Annotated in this window: 17 protein-coding genes; 12 read left to right on the top strand and 5 right to left on the bottom strand. The window is 59.4% G+C overall.

The features are described from left to right. Positions 1–72: 72 nt before the first annotated feature. Positions 73–600, bottom strand: a complete 528-nt coding sequence (hslV, locus tag LQ231_RS02185; protein ID WP_113143775.1) for an ATP-dependent protease subunit HslV — start codon at positions 598–600, stop codon at positions 73–75. A 200-nt stretch (positions 601–800) separates the two neighbouring features. Between hslV and hisB the strand changes: the two genes are divergently transcribed. From hisB to coaA, 6 genes are all read left to right on the top strand, one after another. Further along, the gene (gene hisB, locus LQ231_RS02180) at positions 801–1,394 is read left to right on the top strand and encodes an imidazoleglycerol-phosphate dehydratase HisB (RefSeq protein ID WP_007605741.1); all 594 of its coding nucleotides are present in this window, start codon (positions 801–803) and stop codon (positions 1,392–1,394) included. Positions 1,395–1,482: 88 nt separating this feature from the next. Next, complete coding sequence (gene hisH / locus LQ231_RS02175) at positions 1,483–2,133, top strand: imidazole glycerol phosphate synthase subunit HisH (protein ID WP_230170109.1); 651 nt, start codon at positions 1,483–1,485, stop codon at positions 2,131–2,133. Between the two features lie 22 nt (positions 2,134–2,155). Next, a complete protein-coding gene (hisA, locus tag LQ231_RS02170; protein WP_230170108.1) occupies positions 2,156–2,890 on the top strand; it encodes a 1-(5-phosphoribosyl)-5-[(5-phosphoribosylamino)methylideneamino]imidazole-4-carboxamide isomerase in 735 nt (244 codons plus the stop codon). Between the two features lie 12 nt (positions 2,891–2,902). After that, a complete protein-coding gene (gene hisF / locus LQ231_RS02165; protein ID WP_230170107.1) occupies positions 2,903–3,679 on the top strand; it encodes an imidazole glycerol phosphate synthase subunit HisF in 777 nt (258 codons plus the stop codon). Between the two features lie 18 nt (positions 3,680–3,697). Next, positions 3,698–4,021, top strand: coding sequence for a phosphoribosyl-ATP diphosphatase (locus tag LQ231_RS02160; RefSeq protein ID WP_230170106.1), 324 nt, complete (start codon positions 3,698–3,700; stop codon positions 4,019–4,021). Continuing rightward, entirely contained in the window at positions 4,018–5,013 is a 996-nt protein-coding gene (coaA, locus tag LQ231_RS02155; RefSeq protein ID WP_113143770.1) for a type I pantothenate kinase, read from the top strand. Before LQ231_RS02160 ends, coaA begins: the two co-directional genes overlap by 4 nt. 22 nt (positions 5,014–5,035) lie before the next feature. On the opposite strand, the gene LQ231_RS02150 is transcribed toward coaA, so the two are convergent. The 4 genes from LQ231_RS02150 to LQ231_RS02135 form a co-directional block, all read right to left on the bottom strand. Further along, positions 5,036–5,644, bottom strand: coding sequence for an alpha-ketoglutarate-dependent dioxygenase AlkB (locus tag LQ231_RS02150; protein WP_230173224.1), 609 nt, complete (start codon positions 5,642–5,644; stop codon positions 5,036–5,038). A gap of 48 nt (positions 5,645–5,692) precedes the next feature. Continuing rightward, positions 5,693–6,160, bottom strand: a complete 468-nt coding sequence (gene lysM, locus LQ231_RS02145) for a peptidoglycan-binding protein LysM (protein ID WP_230170105.1) — start codon at positions 6,158–6,160, stop codon at positions 5,693–5,695. 85 nt (positions 6,161–6,245) lie between these two features. Beyond that, positions 6,246–6,680, bottom strand: coding sequence for an alternative ribosome rescue aminoacyl-tRNA hydrolase ArfB (gene arfB, locus LQ231_RS02140; RefSeq protein WP_113143768.1), 435 nt, complete (start codon positions 6,678–6,680; stop codon positions 6,246–6,248). 122 nt (positions 6,681–6,802) lie between these two features. Continuing rightward, on the bottom strand, positions 6,803–8,413 hold the full coding sequence (locus LQ231_RS02135) for a phosphoenolpyruvate carboxykinase (protein WP_230170104.1): 1,611 nt from the start codon (positions 8,411–8,413) through the stop codon (positions 6,803–6,805). Between the two features lie 357 nt (positions 8,414–8,770). Between LQ231_RS02135 and LQ231_RS02130 the strand changes: the two genes are divergently transcribed. From LQ231_RS02130 to ahcY, 6 genes are all read left to right on the top strand, one after another. Then, positions 8,771–9,496, top strand: a complete 726-nt coding sequence (locus tag LQ231_RS02130; RefSeq protein ID WP_085995842.1) for a response regulator transcription factor — start codon at positions 8,771–8,773, stop codon at positions 9,494–9,496. An 85-nt stretch (positions 9,497–9,581) separates the two neighbouring features. Next, positions 9,582–11,363 (top strand): sensor histidine kinase, encoded by a 1,782-nt coding sequence (locus LQ231_RS02125; RefSeq protein WP_290371341.1) that lies wholly within the window; start codon positions 9,582–9,584, stop codon positions 11,361–11,363. Continuing rightward, on the top strand, positions 11,360–11,806 hold the full coding sequence (locus LQ231_RS02120; protein ID WP_230170103.1) for an HPr kinase/phosphorylase: 447 nt from the start codon (positions 11,360–11,362) through the stop codon (positions 11,804–11,806). Before LQ231_RS02125 ends, LQ231_RS02120 begins: the two co-directional genes overlap by 4 nt. Before the next feature lie 108 nt (positions 11,807–11,914). Continuing rightward, on the top strand, positions 11,915–12,316 hold the full coding sequence (locus LQ231_RS02115) for a PTS sugar transporter subunit IIA (RefSeq protein ID WP_113143764.1): 402 nt from the start codon (positions 11,915–11,917) through the stop codon (positions 12,314–12,316). Between the two features lie 6 nt (positions 12,317–12,322). Next, on the top strand, positions 12,323–12,601 hold the full coding sequence (locus LQ231_RS02110; RefSeq protein ID WP_113143763.1) for an HPr family phosphocarrier protein: 279 nt from the start codon (positions 12,323–12,325) through the stop codon (positions 12,599–12,601). A gap of 164 nt (positions 12,602–12,765) precedes the next feature. Beyond that, a complete protein-coding gene (gene ahcY / locus LQ231_RS02105; RefSeq protein ID WP_113143762.1) occupies positions 12,766–14,163 on the top strand; it encodes an adenosylhomocysteinase in 1,398 nt (465 codons plus the stop codon). The last annotated feature ends 94 nt before the right edge of the window (positions 14,164–14,257 follow it).

Here is a 14,257-nt window from a genome sequence, read left to right as displayed (position 1 = left end):
TGGTTTTACTCCTGGCAGTCGCAGAGAATGCTCGACTGCTTGAACATGGTTTCATTGACCGGACAGGCGGGTTCAAGCGACGTCCAGGGTCTCGATAATGACGCTGTCATTGGTATAGACGCAGATTTCGCCGGCAATCTGCATGGCGCGGCGGGCGATCTCTTCAGCAGAGCGATCACTGTCCATCAAGGCCCGGGCCGCGGCATAGGCAAAGTTGCCACCCGAACCGATCGCCATCGTACCATGTTCCGGCTCCAGCACGTCTCCATTGCCGGTGATGGCAAGTGTGATCGTCTTGTCGGCGACCAGCATCATCGCCTCGAGGTTGCGCAGATATTTGTCGGTGCGCCAATCCTTGGCAAGCTCGACGGCAGCGCGCATCAGCTGGCCGGGATATTGCTCCAGCTTCTTTTCCAGACGGTCGAGAAGGGTAAAGGCATCGGCAGTCGCGCCAGCGAAGCCGGCGATGACTTCGCCATCCTTGCCGATGCGGCGGACCTTGCGGGCATTGCCCTTCATCACGGTCTGGCCAAGGCTCACCTGACCATCGCCGGCCATCACGACCTTGTCGCCCTTGCGAACAGTAATAATCGTTGTCATCAAACACCTATATGCCCGAACACCGGGCCTTGTTTGCTTCGGCCAGCGGCCGTTCGTCGGAACCTATGTAAGTCGCCTTTTGGCGATTGCAATCATAGCCGACAGTCCCCTGCCGGCGCCTTGCGGCAACGCAATGTAACTTCTGGATATTTGCCTCACCTGCTGATATGGAACGGCCATTATTCCCATGGAGCAGCCCGATGGCAGAGCGCAAAGGCGAGATTTCCCGCAAGACCAACGAGACCTCGGTGTCCGTTTCCGTCGATATCGACGGTACCGGCACCGGCAAGATCTCGACCGGCGTGGGCTTTTTCGACCATATGCTGGACCAGCTTTGCCGCCATTCGCTGATCGACATGCATATCGATGTGAAGGGCGACCTACATATCGACGATCATCACACCGTCGAGGACACCGGCATCGCGCTGGGCCAGGCGATCTCCAAGGCTCTGGGCGAGCGCAAGGGGATCACACGCTATTCGTCGATCGACCTTGCCATGGACGAGACCATGACCAAGGCGGCTATCGACGTCTCAGGCCGGCCCTTCCTGGTGTGGAACGTCAATTTCAGCGCACCGAAGATCGGCACGTTCGATACCGAGCTGGTGCGCGAATTCTTCCAGGCCCTGGCGCAGAATGCCGGCATCACGCTGCATGTGCTGAACCATTACGGCGCCAACAACCACCATATCGCCGAGACCTGCTTCAAGGCGGTGGCGCGGGCACTGCGCACGGCAACGGAAATCGATCCGCGCCAGGCGAACCGAATCCCGTCCACCAAGGGCACATTGTGACGGCAGAAGGCTTCCGCGCGGCGGACCTAACCTGCACCTTGCTCCGCTGTCGGCCACAGGCCGGAGCGTCGAGCGGAAAGGACATGACATGCGAGTAGCGATCATCGACTACGGATCGGGCAACCTGCGCTCGGCGACCAAGGCGTTCGAGCGCGCAGCGCGCGAGGCTGGTCTCGATGTGACGATCGAGCTGACCGACCAGGCTGACCGGGTGGCCACAGCCGACCGGATCGTGTTGCCGGGTGTTGGCGCCTATGCCGATTGCCGCCGGGGCCTTGATGCGGTTCCCGGCATGCATGACGCGATCGTCGATGTGGTCGAGCACAAGGGCCGCCCCTTCTTCGGCATCTGCGTCGGCATGCAGCTGATGTCGTCGCGCGGCCTGGAAAAGACGACGACGCCAGGCTTCGGCTGGATCGAAGGCGACGTCATCGAGATGACGCCTGCCGATCCCACGCTCAAGATCCCGCAGATCGGCTGGAACACGCTGACGCTCAACCGTCCGCATCCATTGTTTGACGGTATTGAAACAGGCCCGAACGGTTTGCATGCCTATTTCGTTCATTCCTATCATCTTGCGGCCAAACGCGCCCCGGACGTGATCGCGACCACCGACTATGGTGGCGCAATGACGGCCTTTGTCGGCCGGGACAACATGGTCGGCGCGCAATTCCATCCGGAAAAGAGCCAGACGCTTGGCCTCAAGCTGATCGCCAATTTTCTCACCTGGAAGCCCTGACCCTCATTTTCGGATTTCTACCATGATCCTTTTTCCCGCCATCGACCTGAAGGACGGCCAGTGCGTTCGCCTGAAACTCGGCGACATGGAGCAGGCCACCGTCTACAACCCGGATCCGGCTGCACAGGCGCGCGACTTCGAAACACAAGGGTTCGAATGGCTGCATGTGGTTGACCTCAACGGTGCCTTTGCCGGAGAAAGTGTCAATGGTGCCGCGGTCGACGCGATCCTGAAAACGACCAAAAACCCGGTGCAGCTCGGCGGCGGCATCCGCACCCTTGAGCATATCGAAAGCTGGCTGTCGCGCGGCCTGTCGCGCGTGATCTTGGGGACGATCGCGGTGCGCGACCCGGCTCTGGTGATTGAAGCCTGCAAGCGCTTCCCCGGCAAGGTTGCCGTCGGTATCGACGCCAAGGGCGGCAAGGTCGCCGTGGAAGGCTGGGCAGAAGCCTCCGAACTCGGCGTGATCGAGCTTGCGAAGCGCTTCGAAGGTGCGGGTGTCGCCGCGATCATCTATACCGATATCGACCGCGACGGCATCCTGACCGGGATCAACTGGGCCTCGACGCTGGAACTGGCCGAAGCCGTCGCCATACCGGTCATCGCATCGGGTGGTCTTGCTTCGATCGATGATGTTCATCGCATGCTGCAACCCGATGCGACAAAGCTCGAGGGTGCCATATCCGGTCGTGCCCTTTATGATGGGCGCATCAACCCTGCGGAAGCGCTCGCGCTGATCAAGGCCGCCAGAGGCTAAAAGGACAATTCCATGACGCTCAAGGCCCGCGTAATTCCCTGTCTCGACGTCAAGGACGGCCGTGTCGTCAAGGGCGTCAACTTCGTCGACCTGATCGATGCCGGCGATCCCGTGCTGGCCGCAAAAGCCTATGATGCGGCCGGTGCCGACGAGCTTTGCTTTCTCGACATCACAGCCTCGTCGGACAATCGCGACACGATCTTCGACGTTGTCGCACAAACGGCAGATCATTGCTTCATGCCGCTGACCGTCGGCGGCGGTGTGCGTGCGGTTGCCGATATCCGCAAGCTGCTGCTGTGCGGCGCAGACAAGGTTTCGATCAATTCGGCGGCGGTCAACAATCCCGATTTCGTCGCTGAAGCCGCCGACAAATTCGGCAACCAGTGCATCGTCGTGTCGATCGACGCCAAGAAGGTGTCCGGGGCGGGCGAAACCGATCGCTGGGAAATCTTCACCCATGGCGGCCGCCAGCCGACCGGCATCGACGCCGTCGAATTCGCCATCAAGATGGTCGAACGCGGCGCCGGCGAACTGCTGGTCACCTCGATGGACCGTGATGGTACCAAGAGCGGTTACGACATCGGCCTGACGCGCACGATCGCCGACAGTGTCCGGGTCCCGGTCATCGCATCCGGCGGCGTCGGTAATCTCGACGATCTGGTCGCCGGCATCCGCGATGGCCATGCAACGGCAGTGCTTGCCGCCTCCATCTTCCACTTCGGCACCTATTCGATCGCCGAGGCCAAGGCCTACATGGCCGAAGCCGGCATCGCGATGCGGCTCGACTGAGCGCAAGGAAGGCAGATCATGACCGATTTTTCCCTCTCCGATCTCGAGGCCATCGTGGCAAAACGCGCCAACGCGACCCCGGACGAGTCGTGGACGGCAAAACTCGTCGCGGGCGGGCAGGCCAAGGCAGCAAAGAAGCTTGGCGAGGAAGCCATCGAGGCTGTGATGGCAGCGGTCCAGAACGACCGGGAGAACCTCGTCTACGAAAGTGCCGACCTGCTCTATCACCTGATGGTCGTATTGAAAATTGCCGACATCCCGCTACAAGACGTGATGCAGGAGCTTGAGCGCAGAACCGCTCAAACAGGCCTGAACGAGAAGGCCAGTCGGCGGGATCCATGACAATATCTATGCGGGAATCCGAAGCGCCAGAAGTTCTCGACCATTTCCAGGCCAATGGTTATTCGCCTTACCTGTTCTTCGATTCGGAGGAATGGGCGCATTTTCGGGCCGATACGCCGCTGACGCTGACGGCCGATGAAGTGCATCGGTTGCGCTCGATCGATGACCCCATCGATCTCGACGAGGTCCGGCGGATCTACCTGTCGCTGTCGCGCCTACTTTCCTCACATGTCGAATCGTCGCAACTGCTGTTCGAGCAGCGCAATCGCTTTCTCAGCATGTCGGACGTGTTCAAGACGCCGTTCGTGATCGGCATTGCCGGGTCCGTTGCGGTCGGCAAATCGACGACGGCCCGTATCCTGAAGGAGCTTCTGGCCCGCTGGCCTTCGAGCCCGAAGGTGGATCTGGTGACGACGGATGGTTTTCTCTATCCGAACGCCCACCTGACCAAGAACAATATCCTCAATCGCAAGGGGTTCCCCGAGAGCTACGATATCGGCGCCCTGCTGCGTTTCCTGTCGGCGATCAAGGCGGGCCTGCCGAACGTCAAGGCACCGTGCTATTCGCACCTGACATACGACGTCCTGGCTGACGAACATGTGGTGATCGACCGGCCCGATATCCTGATTTTCGAAGGCATCAATGTGCTGCAGTCGCGCAATCTGCCGGCGGACGGCAAGATCGTGCCGATGGTGTCGGACTTCTTCGATTTCTCGATCTATATCGATGCCGATGAGAATGCGATCCATCGCTGGTATGTCGAGCGCTTCATGCGGCTCAGACAGACAGCGTTTCGCGATCCGAACTCCTATTTCCATCGCTATGCGACGATCAGCGAGCCAGAGGCAATGACCATTGCCGAAGGCTTGTGGAATAATATCAACCTGAAAAACCTGCGGGAAAACATCCTGCCGACCCGGCCGCGCGCCGACCTGATCCTGCGCAAGGGCAACAATCATCTTGTCGAGAAAGTCGCGCTGAGAAAACTGTAGGCGATGCATCGCCGGCTATGGATCAAGGGTTGACGCGGCGAAGGGTCAGATTGATGCGGCCGCCGTTCTTCAGCAGTGTCGAGCTTTCGGGATAGATCCGGTCGACGCCGTGAAAGCAGAGCCTGCCTGCTCCGCCCAAGACAAAGACATCGCCGCTTTCAAGCTTGAGCGAACTGGTTCGATCCTTGCGCTCCAATCCGCCGATGCGGAAGAGGCAACTGTTGCCGAGGGAAACGGAGACAACGGGAGCGTTGAAATCGGTCTCGTCCCGGTCCTGATGCAGGCCCATCTTGGCATCGTCGATGTAGAAGTTGACAAGGCAGGCTTGCGGATCCTTGTCATAGCCGGACACCTCGCGCCAGAGAGCGACAAGCATCGGTGGGATAGCGGGCCACGGCTTGCCGGTGACGGGATGGTCCGGCTGGTAGCGATAGCCGCGTTCCTTGTCGGTCACCCAACCGAGCGGCCCGCAATTGGTCATGCGTACCGACATCGGCTTGCCGGTGCCGGGCATGACGGGGATATAAAGCGGTGCTTGCGCCACCACATCACGCACCGCAGCCACAAGAGACTGCTGCTCAGTCCGGTCGAAATAGCCCGGAAAATGAAGAAGCCCCTGCGAGAGGGGCAGCTTTGTTTTCACGATCGTTGTCTTCGCTTACGTTGCCCTCAAGCGAGGTTAGTCGGCAAGCGGCGGGATGCGCAACACCTGGCCCGGATAGATCTTGTCCGGATGGCTCAGCATCGGTCGGTTGGCCTCGAAAATCAGCGTGTGCTTGGCGCCCTTGCCATAGGCGGATTCGGCGATCTTCCAGAGATTGTCGCCCTTCTTGACTGTATGGAAGACCGGTTCCTGTGCCGCGACGGGCGCTGCACTTTCTACCTCAGCGATCTTCAACTCGGTTGCTTCCACGGTGGAGATGCCCAGCGTATTGCCAACGGCCACAACAGCCTTCTCGAAGATCGACTGATCCTTGACCACGCCCTTCAGGACGATCTTGTCATTGACAACTTCGACGTCAACCTTGTCCGTGCCAAGGTCATGGGAGGCGAGTTCCTTCTTGACCGCCTCAACATCCGGCGCTTCGTCATCGCCGCCCAGTCCAAGCTTCTTACCGGCACTCTTGATGAAATTGAACAAGCCCATCGATAGCCCTCCTTGGTTGTTATGGTTCAGATGACCGCAGAGGCCTGCAAAAGACAAGTTATTTTCTAATTTAACGGCGCCTGAATTAGTCGCCACCCGGTCTTCCACGCATTTTTTTCACCTCCGAGCGTCCCGATTTTTCCTTCAGGCGCCGTTCGATCGAGCCCTTGGTCGGCTTGGTTTTTCGACGCGGCGGCGGCGGCGGCTCGGCGGCCTTTAGGATCAGTTCCTTCAGCCGCTCGCGCGCATCTTCGCGGTTGCGTTCCTGGCTGCGAAATCGATTGGCCTCGATCATCAGCACGCCTTCCTTCGACAGGCGCTTGCCGGCGAGCTTGGCTGCATTCTGCTTCACACGATCGTTGAGGGCCGGCGATCCAAGAATACTGAAGAAGAGCTGAACCGCCGTCGAAACCTTGTTGACGTTCTGGCCGCCCGGACCACCGGCCAGCACAAACTGCTCGGTCAGCTCCCAGCCGGCAATGGTGATGCGGTTGTTGATGTAAAGCGGATCGCTGGCCATGGCTCTTCACGTCGTGACTGTCGGACAGTTCATATCGGCAACAAACAGCGTCCTGGCAAGCGACAAGAAAAAAGCCCGGCGAAAACAGCGCCGGGCTTGATTGCATTTTTTGAAAGCCGATCTTACTCGGCTGCGATGCGCACGCCCGGTGCCGCGTCGCGGACCTTGCCATCGACATGGGCTTCGAACTTGGCGAAATTGTTGATGAACATGCCGACCAGCTTCTTGGCCTGTACATCGTAGGCTGCAGCGTCCGACCAGGTCGAGCGCGGATCAAGAATTTTTGTGTCGACGCCATCCACTGCAACCGGAACAGCAAAGCCGAAGTTCGGATCGGTCCGCATCTCGGCCTTCTTCAGTTCGCCCGTCAACGCAGCGGTCAGCAGCGCACGGGTCGCCTTGATCGGCATGCGATTGCCGGTGCCGTAAGCGCCACCGGTCCAGCCGGTATTGACCAGCCAGCAGTCGACCTCATGACGGGCGATTAGATCGCGCAACAGGTTGCCGTATTCGGTCGGATGACGCGGCATGAACGGCGCACCGAAGCAGGTCGAGAAAGTCGCTTCCGGCTCAGTCACACCCTTTTCCGTGCCGGCAACCTTGGCGGTGTAACCAGAGAGGAAGTGGTACATGGCCTGTTCCGGCGTGAGGCGCGCGATCGGCGGCAATACACCGAAGGCATCGGCCGTCAGCATGATAATCGTGTTCGGATGTGGCGCGGTACCGGTTTCCGACGCATTCGGAATGAAGTGCAGCGGATAGGCGCAGCGGGTGTTTTCCGTCAGTGAAACGTCGTTGAAATCCGGGACGCGGTTTTCATCGAGGATGACGTTTTCAAGGACCGTGCCGAAGCGCTTGGTTGTCGCATAGATTTCCGGTTCTGCCTCGGCGGAAAGACGGATGGTCTTGGCGTAGCAACCACCTTCGAAGTTGAAGATGCCGTTTTCGCCCCAGCCATGTTCGTCGTCGCCCACAAGCGTGCGGCTCGGATCGGCAGAAAGCGTCGTCTTGCCAGTGCCAGAGAGGCCAAAGAAGACGGCCGCATCGCCATCCGGCCCGACATTGGCCGAGCAATGCATGGGCATGACGCCCTTGGGTGGCAGAAGGTAGTTGAGAACGGTGAAGACGGACTTCTTCATCTCGCCAGCATAGGATGTGCCGCCGATCAGAACGATGCCATTGGTCAGGTCGCAGGCAATGACCGTCTCGCTGCGGCAGCCGTGACGGTCTGGATCCGCACGGAAACTCGGCAGGTCGATAATCGTCAGCTTGGGCACGAACGCAGCCAGATCCGAACGCTCGGGGCGGATCAGGAGGTTGCGGATGAACAGCGAATGCCAGGCGAATTCGGTGACGACACGGGTCGGCAGGGCGTTGTGCTTGTCGGCGCCGCCGATCAGGTCCTGGACAAAAAGGTCCTTGCCGGCAGCGTGGGCAAGCATGTCCTGGTGCAGGACAGCAAAATGCTCCGGCGACAGCGGCTTGTTGTTATCCCACCAGATCTGGTCATCGGTTTTGCCATCCCGCACGACAAACTTGTCCTTGGCGGAACGCCCGGTGTGCTGGCCGGTCAGGGCACGCAAAGCGCCATCGGCAGTGAGTTCGGCTTCGCCGCGGCGAATCGATTCCTCGTAGAGACGTGCCTCGCCCAGGTTGTAGCGAACGCTGGCGGCATCGCCGAGACCGATCGTCGCGACCCCAATTGCGGGGTTATTTACACCGAATTCCTCCATGGGCGCGCATCCTCTCAACGTGAGCCACAATACTAGTATGGGCGGAAATTAGCCGCCGAATTTTAGAAACGCAAGTACGCCTTTCGAAATACTATAATGATATCAATTATTTAATCGATTTAAATCGCTTTCCGCATTTTTAAATCGTTTAGTTCCCGTTCTATTCCGTCAAAAAAGACAACCCGCAGGCGCATCTCTGACGGATCCGGGCGCCTATCTGCTGGTCGCGTGAGATCGGCCCTTTATCTTTGCCACAATTTGTTCCACCTTTATCCCCATGAAGCACTGCCATGCCACCAGAGCTGGGCTGGGTGACACACCAGGAGCAGCGCTTACATGATGATGGAGACAAACAGCATGCAGACGATCGCGCTAGTCGATGACGACCGCAACATCCTCACGTCGGTCTCGATCGCGCTCGAGGCTGAAGGATATAAGGTCGAGACCTATACCGATGGCGCCTCCGCGCTTGACGGCCTGCTTGCACGGCCTCCGCAGCTTGCCATCTTCGATATCAAGATGCCGCGCATGGACGGCATGGAACTCTTGCGCCGACTGCGCCAGAAATCCGACATTCCCGTCATCTTCCTCACCTCCAAGGATGAGGAGATCGACGAGCTGTTCGGCCTGAAAATGGGCGCGGACGATTTCATCACCAAGCCTTTTTCGCAGCGGCTGCTGGTCGAGCGCGTCAAGGCAATCCTGCGTCGCGCCGCCAATCGCGAAAACCTGTCTGCCATCGGCGGCCCCGGCAAACCGACGGCAGAGCAACAGGCCCGAACGCTGGAGCGCGGCCAACTGGTGATGGACCAGGAGCGTCACACCTGCACCTGGAAGGGCGACCCCGTCACCTTGACGGTCACCGAATTCCTGATCCTGCAATCGCTCGCGCAGCGTCCGGGCGTGGTCAAAAGCCGAGACGCTTTGATGGACGCAGCCTATGATGAACAGGTCTATGTCGATGACCGGACGATCGACAGCCATATCAAACGGCTGCGCAAGAAGTTCAAAATGGTCGATACCGACTTCGACATGATTGAAACGCTCTACGGCGTGGGCTACCGCTTCCGCGAAGCAGCGTGAACAAACCTGTCCGTTGACCACGGTATTCTGCCGAGACATGGGGCTCGTGGACTAGCGGCACGCACGGCAGGCGAAGGGGTGGAGTTTGGCCAAGCAGGTAGATGAAGAGACCTTGGAGGAGCTGGAAGGCGCCTCGGAGTCACGCCGGCTCTTTACCCATCCCTTCACCCTCATCCGGCGAATCTTCGGCCATGCCCTTTTTTCCAGCCTGACGCGGCGGATTGTCTTCTTCAACCTGGCCGCCCTGATCGTCCTGGTCGGCGGGATCATGTATCTCAATCAGTTTCGCGAGGGGCTGATTGACGCGCGCGTCGAGAGCCTGCTGACGCAAGGCGAAATCATCGCTGGCGCAATCTCCGCATCGGCGTCGGTCGACACGAACTCGATCACCATCGATCCGGAGAAATTGCTGGAACTGCAGGCCGGCCAGAGTATTACGCCCGTTCCGAATGATGAAGATCTGGAATTTCCGATCAATCCGGAACGCGTAGCACCTGTGTTGCGCCGGCTGATCTCGCCAACGCGCACCCGCGCCCGTCTGTTCGATGCCGATGCCAATCTGCTGCTCGATAGCCGCCATCTCTATTCCCGCGGCCAGGTCCTGCGTTTTGACCTGCCGCCGGTCGACAACGACTCCTCCAGTCTGACCAACTGGGTCGCACGGGTGTTCAACACCGTTCTGCAGCCGGGCAATCTGCCGCTCTACAAGGAAGCACCCGGTGGAGACGGCTCGATCTATCCGGAAGTGATGAATGCGCTCACCGGCGTGCGCGGCGCCGTGGTCCGGGTGACGGATCAGGGCGAACTGATCGTCTCCGTCGCCGTGCCGGTCCAGCGTTTCCGCGCCGTGCTCGGCGTGCTTCTGCTGTCCACGCAGGCGGGCGACATCGACAAGATCGTGCATGCCGAGCGCCTGGCGATCATGCGCGTTTTCGGCGTGGCGACGCTGGTCAACATCGTCGTGTCGCTGCTTCTATCCTCGACCATCGCCAATCCGCTGCGCCGGCTGGCGGCAGCGGCCATCCGCGTCCGCCGCGGTGCAAGGGAGCGCGAGGAGATCCCGGATTTCTCCGCCCGTCAGGATGAAATCGGCAATCTGTCGATCGCCCTGCGCGAGATGACCACCGCACTCTATGACCGCATCGACGCGATCGAGAGCTTTGCAGCCGATGTCAGCCATGAGTTGAAAAATCCCCTCACGTCGCTGCGTTCCGCCGTCGAGACCCTGCCATTGGCGAAGTCCGATCAGTCGCGGCAGCGGCTGATGGATATCATCCAGCACGACGTGCGCCGCCTCGACCGTCTGATCAGCGACATTTCCGACGCCTCTCGCCTTGATGCCGAATTGGCGCGATCAGATGCCAAGCCGGTCGACATGGAAGTGCTGCTGTCGAGCCTGGTGGATATCTCGCGCGAAATCCGCAGCGGCAAGAAGGCCGTCGAGATCGATTACATCATCGACCAGAAACCCGGTTCGAAGGCACGGTTCCTGGTCAATGGCCATGACCTGCGACTGGGGCAGATCATCACCAACCTGATCGAGAACGCCCGTTCCTTCGTTCCGGAACAGGGTGGGCGGATCAGAGTTCGCCTGTCGCGCACACGCGGCCGATGCCTGGTGCAGATCGAAGACAATGGTCCGGGTATCCAGGCCGAGAATATCGACCGCATTTTCGAACGCTTCTACACCGACCGTCCCGAAGGTGAGAGCTTTGGCCAGAACTCCGGTCTCGGCTTGTCGATCAGCCGGCAGATCGCCGAAGCGCATGGGGGGACACTGCGGGCAGAGAACGTCGTCGATCCAGAGAGCAAGACGCTGCTTGGCGCTCGCTTTGTGTTGACCCTGCCAATCGATGCCGGCACATGACGGACGCGTTTGAAAACATCCACGCGACAGCCATCACCGTGGGCGGGACCGGCCTGATTTTTCTTGGTCCGTCTGGGGCCGGCAAATCATCGATGGCCTTTGACTGCCTGGCCGAGGCTCGCCTGAGCGGAACGTCGGCCGCACTGATCTCCGACGATCGGGTCATCATTTGGCGGAAGGACGATCAGATCATCGGACGAGGGCCGGAAAGCATCCGTGGCCTTCTGGAATTGCGCCACAGCGGTATCGTCAAAATAGCATGGATCGAACAGGCGCCGCTTCACTACGCTGTTCTGCCGATCAGAGCAGCAGAGGCCGATCGTCTGCCGCCGGCCGATGAGCAATTACAAGTAACATCCACAATTCATCTTCCCGTTATACGTGTTCCTCTCTCTGTCCGATTTCCACTTTCCCATATCTTCGCCCTTATTCAGAGCGTATGATTCTGCGCTTGCACTTCCCATTTTCATCGCCAAGATGGCCTCCTGCTGATAGACGGAGCCTCCGTGTTGCGTTATTTGGCCAATGTTTGCGCTAAGGGGCAGTAAAGAATGATCGGACTTGTGCTTGTCACACATGGCAAGCTGGCTGAAGAGTTCCACCACGCGGTGGAGCATGTCGTCGGCCCACAGAAATATATCGAGACCGTTTCGATCGGCCCTGACGATGATATGGACCAGCGTCGTCAGGACATTCTTGACGCGGTGCTACGTGCGGATGACGGACACGGCGTGATCATCCTGACCGACATGTTCGGGGGCACGCCCTCCAATCTTGCCATTTCCGTCATGAACAACGGCCGGATCGAGGTCATTGCCGGCGTCAATCTGCCGATGCTGATCAAGCTTGCCGGCGTTCGCGGTGACAACGACATGGACCGCTCGCTGATCGAGGCTTCCGAAGCCGGGCGCAAGTATATCAATGTCGCCAGCCGTGTGCTGAGCGGAAAGTAAGACATCATGACCGGTCCGATTGCTCGCGAAATGCTGATCGTCAACAAGCGCGGCCTCCATGCCCGCGCTTCGGCGAAATTCGTCCAGTTGGTCGGCGGCTTCGATGCGGCCGTCAGCGTCTCCAAGGATGGCACCACTGTCGGCGGCACGTCGATCATGGGACTGATGATGCTGGCTGCAAGTCCCGGGTGCTCAATCCATGTTAGCGCCACCGGCAATCAGGCGGTCGCAGTCATCGAGGCACTGGAAACGCTTGTGGCCGACAAGTTCGGCGAAGAGATTTAACGGATTGCACATAAAGACATAAAGACTTCTTTATGTCTAATTGCCAAGACCCCTGATCCCTGCTAAAGACGGAGCAAGGCCCGCAATGACCGTTGCGGGCGGCACCTTCGCATCGGTCCTGCAGTCGAATGCCGGAACCGGGCCACATTCAGCCGGAGAACACCATGAGCAAACACGACTACGTCATCGCGGATATCGGTCTTGCCGATTTCGGGCGCAAGGAACTCGACATCGCCGAAACCGAAATGCCGGGCCTGATGTCCTGCCGCAGCGAATTCGGCGACAGCAAGCCGCTCAAGGGTGCACGCATCACCGGCTCCCTGCACATGACGATCCAGACTGGCGTCTTGATCGAGACATTGATCGCCCTCGGCGCTGAAGTGCGTTGGGCATCGTGCAACATTTTCTCCACTCAGGATCACGCTGCCGCTGCTATCGCCGCTGCCGGCATTCCGGTCTTCGCCGTCAAGGGCGAATCGCTGACCGAGTACTGGGACTATACCGACAAGATCTTCCAGTGGACCGATGGTGGCTTCTCCAACATGATCCTCGATGATGGCGGCGACGCCACCATGTATATCCTGCTCGGTGCCCGCGCCGAAGCCGGCGAAGACGTTCTTTCCAATCCGCAGTCGGAAGAGGAAGAAATCCTGGTCGCGCAGATCAAAAAGCGGCTGGCCGCTTCTCCGGGTTGGTTCACCAAGCAGCGCGATGCCATCAAGGGCGTCACCGAAGAAACCACCACCGGCGTTCACCGTCTCTATGAACTGTCGAAGAAGGGTCTCCTGCCCTTCCCGGCAATCAACGTCAACGACAGCGTCACCAAGTCGAAGTTCGACAACAAATACGGCTGCAAGGAATCGCTGGTCGACGGCATCCGCCGCGGTACCGACGTGATGATGGCCGGCAAGGTCGCCGTCGTCTGCGGCTACGGCGACGTCGGCAAGGGCTCTGCGGCATCGCTGCGCGGCGCCGGCGCCCGCGTCAAGGTCACGGAAATCGATCCGATCTGCGCCCTGCAGGCAGCCATGGACGGCTTTGAAGTCGTCACGCTGGAAGACGTCGTCGCATCGGCTGACATCTTCATCACCACGACAGGCAACAAGGACGTCATCCGCATCGAGCATATGCGCGAGATGAAGGACATGGCGATCGTCGGCAATATCGGCCACTTCGACAACGAGATCCAGGTCGCCGCTCTGAAGAACCTCAAGTGGACCAACGTCAAGCCACAGGTCGACATGGTCGAGTTCCCGAAGGGCAACCGGATGATCCTCTTGTCGGAAGGCCGCCTGCTAAACCTCGGCAATGCCACGGGTCACCCGTCCTTCGTCATGAGCGCCTCGTTCACCAACCAGGTCTTGGCTCAGATCGAGCTCTACACCAAGCCCGGCGAATACAAGAACGACGTCTATGTCCTGCCCAAGCACCTCGATGAAAAGGTCGCCCGCCTGCATCTCGCCAAGCTCGGCGTCAAGCTGACAGAACTTTCTGGCGAGCAGGCTGCCTATATCGGCGTCACGCAGCAGGGTCCCTTCAAGTCTGAACACTATCGCTATTAATTATTCTCTGGATAATACCAGATGTGGTAGGCGCGGCATTGACAAATGCCGCGCCTTCTTTTTTGCCCGCCGGCCTTCCCGACACTTTCTATCG

This window comes from Rhizobium sp. CECT 9324 (assembly GCF_918741265.1).
In the GTDB taxonomy this organism is placed as follows: Bacteria; Pseudomonadota; Alphaproteobacteria; order Rhizobiales; family Rhizobiaceae; genus Allorhizobium.
The sequence above is the reverse complement of the archived record's forward strand: the minus strand, read 5'-3'. Positions and strand labels throughout refer to the sequence as shown.